The organism is Lentzea sp. NPDC005914, from assembly GCF_040629405.1.
In the GTDB taxonomy this organism is placed as follows: Bacteria; Actinomycetota; Actinomycetes; order Mycobacteriales; family Pseudonocardiaceae; genus Lentzea.
On record NZ_JBEXVQ010000018.1, the window covers coordinates 53,825 to 68,298 of the forward strand.

The following is a 14,474-nucleotide window of genomic DNA, read 5'->3' on the forward strand; positions in this document are numbered from 1 at the left end:
GTCCGTGAGAGAACCGCGCCAGGGGAAGTCGTAGGAGATCTCAGCGACACCGTCGTTGTAGAGATGATCCATCGTTCGCGCTCCTGTCGACTTCCCAAGGGTTTTGTGCGGACCTCGCTTGGTCGAGTCGGTTTCGGCCTTACAGCACAATAACCGCTGCGATGCTGGGTGAAATGCTATTGATTTCCGTCACGGTGCGCCAAGTGTCCGGTTTCCCGATCCCAAGCACCGGACGGTAATCATCCGGTCGGTCGAACGAACTGGCGTGACTCAGCCGCACAGACCATGATCGTCGATCATGCGCACCGCCCTGGCCCTGCTCGCCTGTCTCGGCCTTCTGCTCAGCCCTTCACCGGCTCCGGCCGAAGGTCCACAAGCGACGTTCGTGCTGCGTGTGCCCGCGCCTGTGGGTTCGGAGGCCCAACGACTGCTCGGCCGCGGCTACGACGTCCTGGAGCAGCGCGACGGGACCGATCTGTTCGTCGTCGGCGACGCGCATACCGCCGATGAACTCCGATCGGATGGTTTCCAGTCCACTGTCGAGACGGTGACGCCTCCGTCCCAATGGGCGCCACGCTCTCTCGGAGATACGACTTACTACGGCGGCTATCGAACGGTCACTGCTCAAATCGCCCATCTCGACGAGGTCGCGCGAGCTCATCCCGATCTCGCCACGGTCGTCGACTACGGCGACTCCTGGCGCAAGACGCAGGGCACCGGCGGATATGACCTGAAAGCCATCTGCATAACGCGGAAAAGCCCAGGTGACTGCGCATTGACGCCCACCGCGCCGAAACCGCGCCTGTTCGTGATGGGCCAGCTCCACGCGCGGGAAATCACCACCGGCGACATGGCGTGGCGCTTTATCGACGATCTGGTCGGCTCCGACCTCACCGCGATGCTGGGCGGCGTCGAGGTCTGGGTCGTCCCGATCGCCAACCCGGACGGCGTCGAGATCGTCGAGTCCGGTGGCGACTCCCCGGTGCTGCAGCGCAAGAACGCGAACGGCACCTGCTCGTCCGGCCAGCGCGGCGTCGACCTGAACCGCAACGCCGGCTCGCACTGGGGTGAAGTCGGCACGTCCGCGAGCAAGTGCAGCGAGATCTACCGCGGCCCTCGCGCCGACTCCGAGGTCGAGACCCAGGCTCTGGAGTCGTTGTGGCGCAAGCTCTACCGCGACACCCGCGCGCCCGGCGACACCGCGGCGGCCAGCGCCGACACCACCGGCGCCGTCATCTCCATGCACAGCTACGGCAACTACGTGCTCTTCCCGTGGGGCTGGAGCACGCAGAAGACCGGCAACGACGCCGCGCTGCGCAAGATGGCGCAGGACATGGCGTCGCTGTCGGGGTTCACGGCAGGCCAGCCCGGTGAGGTGCTCTACAACGCGTCCGGCGCCACTGACGACTGGGTGTACGAGGACCTGGGCGTGCCGAGCTTCGTGTGGGAGATCGGCACGAGCTCAGGTGCCTGCGGCGGGTTCTTCCCGCCGTACTCGTGCCAGGAGGGCACGCATTGGCCGAAAGTGCGTTCCATGCTCGTTTCGGCCATGAAAGCGGCGCCCAAGCCCTACTGACGGCATCTTGGATGCCATGGGGATTCGCTTATTGGCAACACTCGCCGCAACAAGCCTGCTCTTCACCGGCACCGCGGTCGCCGACGACCAGCAGATCGACCGAAAGGTCATCCAGCAGGCGCTGGACCAGATCACCAGCACCGCGGCCCAGGGCGTCCAGCTGCGCGTCGCGGAAGGCCGCCACAGCTTCACCGCCCGCTCCGGCACCGCGGAGCTCGGGAGTGAGCGTCCAGTGCCGGTCAACGGCCGGTTCCGCGCGGGCAGCATCACCAAGGCCTTCACCTCGACGGTCGTGCTCCAGCTCGCTGGCGAGGGCAAGGTCGACCTGGACGCCCCGGTCGTCCGCTATCTGCCCGGCCTGGTCGACTCTCGCATCACCGTCCGCCAGCTGCTGCAGCACACCAGCGGCCTCTTCAACTACACCAACGCCATCGGATTCAGCCCGCAGGACTTCGAGCCGATCCGCTACAAGCACTGGACGCCCGAGGAGATCATCGCGATCTCGACGAGCAGGCCGCTCCAGTTCGAGCCGGGCACCAAGTGGGAGTACAACAACACCGGTTTCGTGATCCTGGGCCAGCTCATCGAGAAGGTCACCAGGCAGCCTTACGAGCGCACGGTCCAGCAACGCGTCCTCAGGCCGTTGCACCTCAGCGACACCACGTTCCCCGGCGACGACCCGGACATCCGCGGCCCGCACGCCCACTCGTACGGCCTGGTGAATGGCAAGGCGACCGACACCACCCGCTACAACCCATCCGTGTTCTGGGCGGTGGGCGACGTCGTCACGACCACTCGCGACCTCGAGACCTTCTACACCGCGCTGATCAGCGGCAAGCTGCTCAAGCCCGCCCAGCAGGCCGAGCTGATGAAGACCACGCCGGTCAGCCCGCAGTACGGCCTCGGCCTGTTCATCCAGTCAACCCCTTGCGGCACAACGATTGTCGGCCACACAGGCAGTGTGCCGGGTTACGGCAGTTACGCCTTCTACAGCCCGGACCTCAAGCGCCGCGCGGAGGTGTCCGCCACCGCGGGCCTCGGCACGGGCGACCCGACCACCGGCTACTACGCGATCCTCAACGAGGTGTTCTGCTGACCGGCCTCAGGGACACCCCTAGGGCCCTGGGTAAGACTGAAGGCTGATGCGGCGAATCGTCGTTCTCGCCAAGGTGGGGACATGGGGATTCGATTGGTAGCAACAGTTACCGCAGCGAGCCTGCTGGCACTGACCACCGCGGGAACCGCTCTCGCCGACGAGCGGAGCGTCGACCGCACCGTCGTCCAGCAGGCGTTGGACCAGATCGCGCAGAGCGGGGCAGCGCTCGGCGTGCAGGCCAGAGTGACGGACGGGCGGCAGCGCTTCACCGCCCGTTCCGGCAAGGCCGAGCTGAACAGCAACCAGCCCGTACCCGAGAACGGCAGGTTCCGCGTCGGCAGCATCACCAAGACGTTCGTGTCGACGGTGATGCTGCAGCTCGCGGGCGAGGGCAAGGTCGACCTGGACGCCCCGGTCGTCCGCTACCTGCCCGGCCTGATCGACCAGCGCATCACCGTCCGCCAGGTCATGCAGCACACCAGCGGCCTGTACAACTACACCGACGCGCTTCCGCTCAACCCCGACGAGTTCGAGCAGATCCGCTACAAGCACTGGTCGCCGCAGGAGCTGCTCGCGATCTCGACGAGCAAGCCGCTGGACTTCGAGCCCGGCACGAAGTGGAACTACTCCAACACGAACTACATCGTCGTCGGCCTGCTGGTGGAGAAGCTGACCGGCAAGCCGTACGAGAGGGCCGTCGAGCAGCGGATCCTGAAGCCGTTGCACCTCAACGACACCGAGGTGCCCGGCGACAACCCGAACATCAGGGGCCCGCACGCGCACGGCTACGTCACGGTGAACGGCAAACCGTCCGACATCACCCGCATCAACCCGTCGGTGGCGTGGTCCGCCGGCGAGATGATCTCCACGACCCGCGACCTCGACACGTTCGTCGACGCGCTGGCCGACGGCAAGCTGCTCAAGCCCGCGCAGCAGCAGGAAATGAGCAAGACGACCGCCGTCAGTCCCGAATACGGCCTCGGCCTGCAGGTGCGGACCCTGCCCTGCGGCACCAAGGTCCTGGGCCATGGCGGCGGCATCCCCGGCTACTCGTCGGAGATGATGACCACGACGGACACCAAGAAGCGCCTGGAGCTCAGCGCCACCAGCGCGCCGACGGCGGGCAACCCCGGCGACGCCTTGCAGAAGCTTCTGACCGAGGTCTTCTGCTGACGATGAAACCGGTAGCCGGCTTGATCCACGGCTACGCGACGATGATGGTCGGCACGCGGGACAAGCGTGTGACGCTCTCCATCTCGCAAGCCGCGAACGGCGGCACCCCTGGCGACGCCGCGTTCAGCTTGCTGGAGAAGGTGTTCTGCTGAAAGCAAAAGGGGAGCTGGGTTGTCCCAGCTCCCCTCCCGGCGTTGTGAAGATCAGCCGAGGCCGTTCCTCATCGCAGAAACCAACTCACCGTTCGAGGTGTCTCCGGACATCTCCCAGAAGAAGGCGCCGCCGAGACCCTGGTTCTTCGCGTAGGTCATCTTTCCGCCGATGGTGGCCGGGGTGTCGTAGCTCCACCACTGGTCACCGCACTTGGCGTAAGCCGTGCCCGCGACCGTGCCGTTGGCCGGGCACGACGTCTTGAGCACCTTGTAGTTCTGGATGCCCGGCTCGATGCCCGGCGCGGCGCCGGTCGCCGTGCCACCCGGTGCCGACTGCGTGACGCCGGACCAGCCGCGGCCGTAGAAACCGATGCCCAGCAACAGCTTGGACGACGGAACGCCCTTGCTCTTCAGCTTCTGGATCGCGTTGTCCGAGTAGAAGCCCGCGGTCGGGATGCCGCTGTAGTTGGTCAGCGGCGAGTGCGGAGCCGTCGGACCCTGGGCCGCCCAGGCGCCGAAGTAGTCGTACGTCATGACGTTGTACCAGTTCACGTACTGCGCGGCGCCGCCGTAGTTCGCGGCGTCGATCTTGCCGCCAGACGTGCCATCGGCCGTGATGGCCGAGGTCACCAGGAAGCTCTGGCCGAACTTCTCGCGCAGCGCCTTCATCAGGTTCACGTACGCTTCCGACCCGCTGGTGTCGCAGCTCAGACCACAGGCGTTGGGGTACTCCCAGTCGATGTCGATGCCGTCGAACAGGCCGTTCCAGCGCGAGTCCTTCAGCAGGTTGTAGCAGGACTGGGCGAACGCGGCCGGGTTCTGCGCGGCCTGGCCGAAGCCGCCGGACCAGGTCCAGCCACCGAACGAGTACAGCACCTTGAGGTTCGGGTACTTCTTCTTCAGCTTGATCAGCTGGTTGAAGGCACCGCGCACCGGCGCGTCCCACACGTCCGCGACACCGTCGACCGACTCGGCCGCCGTGTACGACTTCTCGATCGCCGGGAACGACTCGCCGATCGTGCACTGCCCGTTCGAGACGTTGCCGAACGAGTAGTTGATGTGCGAGATCTTCGAAGCGGTACCGGACGTGTCGATGTTCTTCGGCAGGTAGTTCGTCGCGGGGTAGGTGCCCCACTCGGTGAAGTAACCGAGGGTGGTCTTGCCCGCGGGCAGCGGCGGACCAGTCGTGGTCGTCGTCGTAGTGGTTGTGGTCGTCGTCGTGGTGGTGGTCGTGGTAGTCGTCGGGTTGGTCCCGCCCGACTCGCACGAGCCGCCGTTCAGCTTGCAGTTCGTGGGCGCGGCGAACGTGCCGGAGTACGCGCCGTTGAACCCGAAGCTCACCGTCTGGCCGACACCGACGTTGCCGTTCCAGGTGTTCTTGACCGTGACGACCTGGCCGGACGTGGTGTACGAGCCGTCCCAGAGCGAGGTGACGCGGTGGTTCGCCGGCATCGTGAACTCAACAGTCCACGACGTCAGGGCCGCCGTGCTGTTGTTCGTGATCGTGTACTTGCCCTCGAAGCCCGTTCCCCAGTCAGAACCTTTGGAGAACGTGGCGGACACGCCACCGGCACCGCTCGCGGCGGGCACGACGGCGAGGCCGAGGACCAACGCGGCGACTGCCGCGAAGAGAGCAGCTAGATGCCATCGGAACTTGGACATCGGTCTCCTCAGTCGCAGGGGGTACCGGAACGATGTGGTCCAGACCACTGAACGGTCAAGGTCTAGACCTCTGCCGTCACTCGAATGGAGTAGTCCGAAAACGGTTGCGGGACGCGGAATGTCCGTTCTCTGTCTACTCGGTTAACCATTGGTGGGCCGGCGAGACGGCAACGCTAACTTTGTTCCGTGTCAAAGCGTTTCTCCGCGGCGAAGCTCGCGAGGAGGCGCAGTCCGTCCGCGGAGGAGCTGCCGGGGGTCGCGGACAGCACCAGCAGCTCCATTCCGGACTCGGACGGCAGCGAGAAGTTCTCCTGGTGCAGTTCGAGCAGTCCGACCAACGGGTGCCGATAGGTCTTGGGGCCATGCGCACGGGCACGCACGTCCGCGCGCGCCCACAGGCGGCGGAAGCGTTCGCTGCCCATCGCCAGCTCACCGATGAGCGAGGCCAGCCGGGGATCGTCCGGGTACTTGCCGGCTGCCAGGCGCAGGTGCCCGACCACGTCGAACGTGCACTGCTCCCAGCCCGCGTAGAGGTCGGTCTCCTCCAGGAAGATGTGCCGGGCGGTGTTCAGGGCTCGCAGCGGCCGTCCGTAGAGGAGCTCCGCGAGGCGGTTGCCCGCGAGTACGTCCATGCGGTGGTTCATGATCAGTGCGGGTGCACCGGTGATCAGGTCCAGGACGTGCAGCAGCTCCGGCCGGACCCGTCCTCCCGGCGCCTTCGCGGTGCGGCGGCGCTTGCGGGACAGCCGGTGCAGGTGCCCGCGTTCGGTCTCGTCCAGGCCGAGGACGCCGGCCAGGGCGTCGAGAACCTGTTCGGACGGCTGAGTCGCGCGACCCTGTTCCAGGCGCACGTAGTAGTCGACGCTCACGCCGGACAGGTGCGCGATCTCCTCGCGGCGCAGCCCGGCGACGCGGCGATACCTCTCGGTGGGAATGCCGACGGACGCCGGGTCGACGCGGGAACGCCGGGTGCGCAGGAAGCCCGCGAGATCGTCCACCTCTTCAGTGTGGCCGCCGCACGGCGTTCGAACCTGGTCCTGCCAGTACTAGGAAGTCCAGTCTCTGAACGCCGGGGCTTCGCGACGCCCAGGATCGAAGGCATCCGATCCGAAGGAGCTCCCGTGAAGACCCTCATCGTCTACGCCCACCCCGAGCCGAAGTCGCTCAACGGCTCGCTGAAGGACCTTGCTGTGTCCACATTGGAGAGTGTGGGGCACGACGTGCGGGTGAGCGATCTGCACGCGATGAACTGGAAGGCGGTCGTCGGCGCCGCGGACTACGGGCCGAACGCCTCGAGCCCGCTGAAGGTCGCGCTGGACTCCGGCAGGGCGTTCGACGCCGGGACGCTCACCGCGGACGTGCGGGTCGAGCAGGAGAAGCTGCTGTGGGCCGACACGATCATCTTCCAGTTCCCGCTGTGGTGGTACACGATGCCCGCGATCCTGAAGGGCTGGGTGGACCGGGTGTTCACCTACCACTTCGCGTACGGCGTCGGCGAGCACAGCGACACCAGGTACGGCGAGCGCTTCGGCGAAGGCACCCTCGCGGGCAGGAGGGCTCTGCTGTCGGTCACGGCCGGTGGCCCGGAGTCGCACTACGCCGCTCGCGGGATCAACGGACCGATCGAGGATCTGCTGTTCCCGATCCACCACGGCATCCTCTACTACCCCGGCATCGAGGTGCTGCCGCCGTTCGTCCTGTACGGCGTCGACCGGATGACCAGCGAGGACTACGCCGACGTCGCCAAGGCGTGGGAACAGCGCCTGCTCACCCTGGACTCAACCGAGCCGATCGCGTTCCGGCGGCAGAACTTCGGCGACTACGAGATCCCCTCGCTGCACCTGAAGGAAGGACTGGAGCCCGTGGGCCGCACGGGTTTCGGGCTGCACGTGCGCTGACTGTCAAGTGTGAGTAAACCTTTACACGGTCAGCCGATTGCCCGCTCCGCGCCCCAGGCCGCGATGTCCTCCCGGCTCTGCAGCCCCAGTTTCTCGCGCAGCCGCAGCAGCCGGGAGGCCACGGTCCGCACGGACACGCCCAGCCGGTTGGCGATCTGCTGGTTGGTGAGGCCGGTCGCCAGCAAGGCGATCACGCGGCGCTCGTGGTCGTCCAACGAGTCGTGCGCCACTTCCGTGCGGTCCAGCCACACCTCGTCCTGAATGAATGCCTCGGTCTCAGTGGCAGTCAGCGGCGTAGAAGCGGCCTCTGCGCGCGCAACAGGCAACATCAGCCGTGCGGTGCGAATAGCCCCGGCCACCTTCTCCGCCCAGAACGGATCCGGCACCACACCGACCGACCGCCGCAACGCCCGTCCCGTCGCCTCGAGCCGTAACGCGCGCTCAGCCTGACCACGCATCAACGCCACCACGGCCAGCCCTTCAAGGGCGTCGGGCGCGGTCAGCGGGTTGATGCCGTCCATCCGCAACGCCTCCTGAAAGGCGTGCGTCGACTCGTCGAGATCACCCTGCACCAACGCCACGACTCCGCGTGTGTTCAACGCAGAGGCGATGCGCGCGGGAACGCCCGACGCGCGCGAGATCGGCAACGCCTTCATGACGGCCTTCTCAGCGCGTTCGTGCTTACCGAGAGACAACGCTGTACGGGCCAGGTCGATCAGACAGGTCGCACGGGCAAGTGGCTCGCCCAGGAGTTCGGCGACCCGCAGGCACTCGGTGTTGTTCTCGTCCGACGCCTCCCACTCGCCGGATGACTGCTGCACCGCGGCCAGCGTGCTGCGACAGCTCATCGCGAGCGCCGGCTGCCCCAGCGGACGCACCAGTCGCGAAGCCTCGCCGGACAGTTCGATCGCCTCGTCGTGATCGCCCTGCTCGGTGGCGAAACGAGCGGCGTGGTTCAACGCCACGCACCGGTAATCGTCCCGTGTGGACGGACGTCGCAGGGCATCCCGCAGCAGCGCTCGAGCCTGCCCGAGACGCCCACGCCGAGCAGCGCAGTCGGCCAGAGCGGAAGTCAGCAGCAGCAACCGTTCGTCATCACGTTCGGCAGCCCACTCGACCGTCCCGAGCAAGCTGTCGACGTGGTTGTCGAGCTTGTCCTGCACCTCGAACGGCACCGACAGGGGCTGGGTGATCAGCACGTCCGACAGGTCCGTGAACCACCGCGCCAAAGCCTCGAACGCGACGTCCAGCTCACCTGCCGCGACCAGCTTCTCCCTGGCGTGCAACCGAACCGACTCCAGCTGCCGGAACCGCGTCGTGCCGGGGATCGCCGTCAGCAACGACTTGGCCTGCAGCCGGGACAACACGTCCAGCACGGGCTCCGCGGAACGCTCGGACGAGCAGACCTCGGTCGCCGCGGTCAGGTCGAAGCCACCGTCGAAGACCGACAGGCGGCGCAACGCGAACCGCTCGTCCGGAGCCAGCAACTGGTAGCTCCAGTCGATCGCCTCACGCAGGGAACGCTGACGGGACGGCGACTTGCGGCACCCCAGCGTCAGCAGTTCGAGCGGCTCGTCCATCCGGTCGCAGATGTCCGCGACGGGCAACAGCTGCACCCACCGGGCCGCGAGCTCGATCGCCAGCGGCATCCCCTCCAGCCGCGCGCACAGCAACGCGACCGCGGCGGTGTTCGAGGGAGTCAACCGGAAGTCGGGCTTGCGCTCACGCGCCCGGTCCACGAACAGCTTCACGGCCTCGGAACGTGGTGCCGCCGTGGTGACCAGGTCCCGGTCCGTCGACGGCACCGGTAGTCCCTCGACCTGAAAGCTCACCTCACCCGTGATCCACAGGGCTTCCCGCGACGTCGCCAGCACCCGCACACCGGGGCAGCGGTTCAGCAGGAGGTCCGTCAGCTCGGCGCACGTGTCGAGAAGGTGCTCGCAGTTGTCGAGGACCACGACCACTTTCATGTTCACGAGCGTTTCCAAGACTGTGTCGCGCAACGGCTCGTCCGGCTGCGCGACGACACCCAGCGCGGCGGCGACGGTCGGCATGACGTCCTGAGAAGCGGACACCTCGCCGAGTTCGACGAGGAGCACCCTGTCCGTTCTCCCGCGCCGCAACCGGCCCGCGGCCTCGAGCGCCAGCCGGGTCTTACCCGCACCCGCACTGCCCACGAGCGTAACGAGACGGTGCCTGCGCATGAGCTGGTCGAGTTTCGACAACTCCGGCTGGCGTCCGATGAACGTGTCGCGCGCCGCGGGCAGGTTCGAGAGCACTCTGAAGTTCTTGCTGCTCACCGGCGTCGGTGTAGGAACCGTCGCGCGACGGCGATAAGCCCTTTGGCGGCAGGCGTTGGAGCAGTAGGACCTGCGCTGCTCGGAGGTGGCGGGAGGCAGCGTGCCGTCGCACAGGGCGCAACGTCCGGTGCTGATCATGGGGTCCTCTCCTCCAGCCGTAACGGCACGCCGTCCCTGTCTCGGTCCGGCAGAAGCACAGGTCGCGGCTGGTGACCTGCCGTGTGCAACCCGTTACACGTCTGTGCGCGCGAGACGGTTCGCACTCTGCTCGTTATGCCTACCTTCCCGAGACCCTCGTTCGGGAACAAACTGGTGACTGGTCCGGTCTCACAGGGAGTGCGCATGACGTTGACAACCAGCACCTCGTGGGCGAGCACAGGTCTGCAACTGGTGGACAAGCCGCGCACGATCACCGTTGGCATCGCTGACGACGAGGTATTGATCCGCACTGGAGTTCGTGGCGTGCTGGAACGTTCCGGCAACGTCGTGGTGGTCGGCGAAGCGGGTGACGGCAGCGGTGCTGTCGAGCTCGCGCGGCGCCACCGTCCGCAGGTGCTGCTGATGGACGCCGCGATGCCCGGCATGGAAGGCCTCGGGGCGGTCCGCATGGTGCGCAGGCACGTGCCAGGTACACAGGTGATCATGCTGTGCACCACGCAGACCGAGGAGATGTTGTTCCCGGCGTTGCGTGCCGGCGCGGCGGGGTTCCTGTTCAAGAACGGCGAACCCGACGCTCTGGTCAACGCCGTGCGCGTGGTGGCCGCGGGAGAGGCGATCCTGTCGCCGTCCGCGACACGGGCGCTGGTCGACCACTTCACGGGCGCCGACTCCGAACGTCGTGACGCCGCGCGCAGCCGCATCAGCCTGCTCACTCGGCGGGAGCAGGAAGTGCTGGTGTACCTCGCGCAGGGCATGGCTAACGCACGCATCGCAAGGCTCATGTACCTCTCAGAAGGGGCGATCAAGGCCCACGTCAGCCGACTGCTGACGAAACTGCGGTGCGACAACCGCGTCCAGGCCGCTCTCATCGCACGCGACGCCGCCCTTCCCTGCTGACCTGACTTCTGCAACGGCGCAGCAGCCAGCCTAGCCACGACACTTCTCGTCGCGAAGCGGGTCACCCGGTTGGCCCCGTCCAGAGTGATGTCGTTTTCCCGCCAGCGTCTCGGTTGGAATGGCGTCATGCTGGTGCGCATGCGGTTGGACACGTTCACGGAACGCTTGGCGTTCAAGGCACCTCTCTGCCCGGACAACCTGTTCGGGCACTTGATCGCCACCGCCGTTCCCGGTGTCGAGGAGTGGCGGGACGGCGTGTACCGGCGCTCATTGCGTCTCCCTTTCGGTTGCGGGATCGCGGCTTTGAGGCCCTTGACCGATCACGTCGCGTGCACTGTGGAGCTTTCCGACGAACGTGATCTCCCCAAAGCTCTAGACCTTTGCCGGTTCCTGCTCGATCTCGACGCCGACCCGGCCGAGGTGGACGGTGCGTTGTCTTCAGACCCTTTGCTGGCACAACTGGTCATGAGTGCACCCGGTCGCCGTGTTCCCCGCACGGTCGACGGCGCGGAGTTCGCGATACGAGCGGTGCTGGGGCAACAGGTCTCGACGAAGGCCGCGCGCACGCACGCCGCCCGTCTCGTATCGCGTTACGGCACACCGGTCGGGGACCTGTTCCTGTTCCCGCTGGAGTTCGACGTGGCTTCGCTCGCGATGCCGGAGTCGCGTCGCCGCACGATGTCGGCTCTGCTGGAAGCGCTTCAGTCCGGTTTGGACCTGTCGCCCACCGCGGATCGGGCGGCCGCGCGCGAGTGGCTCGCGACGTTGCCCGGCTTCGGCCCGTGGACCGTGGAATCGATTGCGATGCGGTCGCTCGGCGACCCGGACGCGTTCCTGCCGACCGATCTCGGGATCCGCCTGGCAGCTCAGGCCTTGGGGCTGCCGTCGACGCCGGCGGCTCTGGTCAGGCGCTCGGAGGCGTGGCGGCCGTGGCGTTCGTACGCGGTGCAGCACCTGTGGGCGACCGGTGATCACGAGGTGAACCGGATCCCGGCCTGAGCTGGACGCTTCCCGGCCTGAGCTGGACGCTCGCGTACATCGCCGCGGTGGAAGGGTTCTGCACGAAACCGGGCAACGGCGGCGGATCCTGGGCAAACCGTTGCAAATCAACGAAAACGTCCAGCGCGGTGGCCGGGCGGTCCTCAGGATTCTTGGCCAGCAACCGCTGCACGACCGGGTCGAGCGCGCTTCTGGTGCGCGCCGGGGCTTCCTTGACGTGCTTGTCGAACACCGCGTACGCCGTCGGCCCGGTGAAGAGCTGTTCGCCCGTCAGCATCTCGTGCAGCACACAGCCCAGCGCGTAGAGGTCGCTGCGCGGTTCGGCGGTACCGCGCTGGATCTGTTCGGGCGCCATGTAGGACGGCGTCCCGAGGATCTGGCCGGCCCTGCTGAACGGTGCCACGTCGCTCTCCTTGAGCAGCGCGAGCCCGAAGTCCAGCACCTTCACCGCGCCGTCCGGGCACAGCATCAGGTTGGTGGGCTTGAGATCCCGGTGGCAGATGCCGTTCTCGTGAGCCTCGGTGAGCACGGCCGCCGTCTGCGCCGCGATGGTCGCCGCCCACGCCTCGGGCAGCGGGCCGAACTCGTGCACCAGATCGGCGACGGTGACGCCGTCCACGAACTGCATGACCTGGAACAGGCGCTGCTCGTACGTCCCGAAGTCGTACAGGACCGGGACTCCGGGGTGCTCCAGCTTGGCCACGATCCGCGCCTCGCGGGCGAACCGGTGCTGCACCTCGTCATCGCTGCCGGGCAACCGCAGGAGCTTGACCGCGACGCGCCGGTCGAGGCGCAGGTCCCGGCCCTGGTGCACGGCACCCATGCCGCCCCGCCCCAACGGCAGGTCGTCGATCTCGTAGCGGTCGGCGATCAGCACGTGCGAAGCCTAACTGCCACCGACCGTCCGCCAGCCCCGCGCACTTCCCGACCGCCGGCCCGGCGCTCTTGCCGACCACCGCCCCCGCACGCTTGCCGTCCGCTGGCCCTGCGCGCTTCCCGCTCGCTGGCCCCGCACGCTTGCCGTCCGCCGGCGCCGCGCACTTCCCGTCCGCTGGCCCTGCGCGCTTCCCGCTCACAGGCCCCGCACGCTTGCCGTCCGCCGGCCCCGCGCCCTTCCTCATTAGCGAGGGAACGGTAACAGCGTTTCGTTGACATCACGATCGGGTGATTCTGGCTGCTCACGCCGGTCCGACCTGCCCGCTCAGCAACCCATTGTAGCCCAAACGTACCAGCGTGGCTGCGTCTTCCAGGCCGGCTTCCAGTGCCTTGAGCTGCACGAATGCTTGTCCATAGCGGCGTTGAGCGGCGATCGGCAGCGACGGCACCTGCGTCCGGCGCACGTCGAGCCGCGTGGAGCCGGTGGGGGTGCGGGCGAAAGCCGCGCGCAGCACGCCGTCCAGGAAGTCCGGGTCGAGGACGTCCGGATCGATCTCGTACCTCGCGCCGGTGGGGGAGGTGACGACGTGCATGCCGGGGGCGTTGCGGACCAGCTCGCCGATCGTGGTCATCGGCAGCGCGGTTTGTTCCCGCAGCTCCGGGAGGCTCGGGACGCCGAACGTCGACTGGGCCGCGAGGTAGGCGGTGGCGTCGGTGCGGCTGTGGCGGCCGGGGCTGAGGTCTACGTCGTCGTCGAGCAGGTCGATGACGCGCGTGTTCGGGTCGATGGGGCCGGGTTGCTCGAGCAGCGCGATCTGCTCGGGCACGCGGCCGATCGGGTTGCGGAGCAGCCACAGGTCGCGGCCTGGCTGCACGGTGATCACCGCGCGGATCGCCCCGGCGCGCAACAGGTTCCCGCGGATCCGCTTGCCCGGGCGCCTGGTCGCGGCGGCGGACGGGAGCAGCACCGCCACCTGCCCGCCCGGTCTGGTGAGCGAGAGACAGTGCTGCAACCAGGCCAGTTCCGGCTCTCCGCGCGGTGGCAGCCCGTAGGTCCACCTGGCGTCGCCGACGAGTTCCTCGTGGCCCCACGTCCGGTCGTGCCACGGCGGATCGCACAGGACCGCGTCCGCCTTCTGGTGGATCCCGTTGTGCCGCAAGGAGTCTCCGGTGATGATCTGCGCCTTGGGCATCCGGCGGCGCGCGATGACGGCTGAGACCGGGTCGAGCTCCTGCCCGATCTTGTTGCGCGCCTTCGACGCCTTCAGCAGGTTTCCGGTTCCGCACGCCGGATCGATCACCGTGTCGCCGTCGGTCGTGGCCAGGACGATCTCGACGACCTCGGGCGGTGTGGGGTTCAGCAGTCGTGAATGGGCCTCGAGGTAGCGCTCGTGCAGGAACTCGAACGTCTTCGCGTCCGTTTGAAGGTTTGCGAGCGCTTCACCGAGCTTGAGGTCGTCGACGGTCCGCAGCTGCGTCCACAGCCGTTCGGCCGGCGACACCCGGAACGGTTTTCCGTTGCGCCGCAGCCATGCCTCGACGTCGCGCAGGAGGTACAACGGACTGGAGGCCGTCCCGCCGACCGGCGCCGGGAAGTCCTCGAACCGCCGCCGCCAGTTGGACACGGCCGCCCGCCCCACGTCGGCGAGGCGAGCGATGTCCCCGGCGTTGACCGTCTCATCCATG

Annotated in this window: 12 protein-coding genes; 7 read left to right on the forward strand and 5 right to left on the reverse strand. The window is 67.4% G+C overall.

All coding sequences use genetic code 11. The features are described from left to right. Positions 1–298 precede the first annotated feature (298 nt). From ABZ345_RS25115 to ABZ345_RS25130, 4 genes are all read left to right on the forward strand, one after another. Positions 299–1,576: a M14 family zinc carboxypeptidase gene (locus ABZ345_RS25115; protein ID WP_359853279.1), complete on the forward strand. Its 1,278-nt coding sequence runs from the start codon at positions 299–301 to the stop codon at positions 1,574–1,576. Positions 1,577–1,592: 16 nt separating this feature from the next. After that, on the forward strand, positions 1,593–2,672 hold the full coding sequence (locus ABZ345_RS25120) for a serine hydrolase domain-containing protein (protein ID WP_359853282.1): 1,080 nt from the start codon (positions 1,593–1,595) through the stop codon (positions 2,670–2,672). A gap of 81 nt (positions 2,673–2,753) precedes the next feature. Then, the gene (locus tag ABZ345_RS25125; protein WP_359853285.1) at positions 2,754–3,845 is read left to right on the forward strand and encodes a serine hydrolase domain-containing protein; all 1,092 of its coding nucleotides are present in this window, start codon (positions 2,754–2,756) and stop codon (positions 3,843–3,845) included. A gap of 2 nt (positions 3,846–3,847) precedes the next feature. After that, complete coding sequence (locus ABZ345_RS25130) at positions 3,848–3,997, forward strand: hypothetical protein (protein ID WP_359853287.1); 150 nt, start codon at positions 3,848–3,850, stop codon at positions 3,995–3,997. A 51-nt stretch (positions 3,998–4,048) separates the two neighbouring features. On the opposite strand, the gene ABZ345_RS25135 is transcribed toward ABZ345_RS25130, so the two are convergent. Further along, positions 4,049–5,659: a glycosyl hydrolase family 18 protein gene (locus tag ABZ345_RS25135; RefSeq protein WP_359853290.1), complete on the reverse strand. Its 1,611-nt coding sequence runs from the start codon at positions 5,657–5,659 to the stop codon at positions 4,049–4,051. A 173-nt stretch (positions 5,660–5,832) separates the two neighbouring features. Beyond that, positions 5,833–6,657: a helix-turn-helix transcriptional regulator gene (locus ABZ345_RS25140; RefSeq protein ID WP_359853293.1), complete on the reverse strand. Its 825-nt coding sequence runs from the start codon at positions 6,655–6,657 to the stop codon at positions 5,833–5,835. A 123-nt stretch (positions 6,658–6,780) separates the two neighbouring features. Between ABZ345_RS25140 and ABZ345_RS25145 the strand changes: the two genes are divergently transcribed. Then, entirely contained in the window at positions 6,781–7,557 is a 777-nt protein-coding gene (locus tag ABZ345_RS25145) for an NAD(P)H-dependent oxidoreductase (RefSeq protein ID WP_359853295.1), read from the forward strand. A gap of 29 nt (positions 7,558–7,586) precedes the next feature. On the opposite strand, the gene ABZ345_RS25150 is transcribed toward ABZ345_RS25145, so the two are convergent. Then, positions 7,587–9,995: a tetratricopeptide repeat protein gene (locus ABZ345_RS25150; protein ID WP_359853297.1), complete on the reverse strand. Its 2,409-nt coding sequence runs from the start codon at positions 9,993–9,995 to the stop codon at positions 7,587–7,589. 204 nt (positions 9,996–10,199) lie between these two features. Between ABZ345_RS25150 and ABZ345_RS25155 the strand changes: the two genes are divergently transcribed. After that, positions 10,200–10,913: a response regulator transcription factor gene (locus ABZ345_RS25155; RefSeq protein WP_359853300.1), complete on the forward strand. Its 714-nt coding sequence runs from the start codon at positions 10,200–10,202 to the stop codon at positions 10,911–10,913. A 138-nt stretch (positions 10,914–11,051) separates the two neighbouring features. After that, the gene (locus tag ABZ345_RS25160; RefSeq protein WP_359853302.1) at positions 11,052–11,912 is read left to right on the forward strand and encodes a DNA-3-methyladenine glycosylase; all 861 of its coding nucleotides are present in this window, start codon (positions 11,052–11,054) and stop codon (positions 11,910–11,912) included. On the opposite strand, the gene ABZ345_RS25165 is transcribed toward ABZ345_RS25160, so the two are convergent. Both ABZ345_RS25165 and ABZ345_RS25170 read right to left on the reverse strand, forming a co-directional pair. After that, positions 11,818–12,789 carry a serine/threonine-protein kinase gene (locus ABZ345_RS25165; RefSeq protein ID WP_359853305.1) on the reverse strand — a complete coding sequence of 324 codons (972 nt, stop codon included), beginning with the start codon at positions 12,787–12,789 and terminating at the stop codon, positions 11,818–11,820. The two genes, ABZ345_RS25160 and ABZ345_RS25165, sit on opposite strands and share 95 nt — an antisense overlap. 301 nt (positions 12,790–13,090) lie before the next feature. Next, entirely contained in the window at positions 13,091–14,473 is a 1,383-nt protein-coding gene (locus ABZ345_RS25170; protein ID WP_359853307.1) for an N-6 DNA methylase, read from the reverse strand. Position 14,474: the final 1 nt, after the last annotated feature.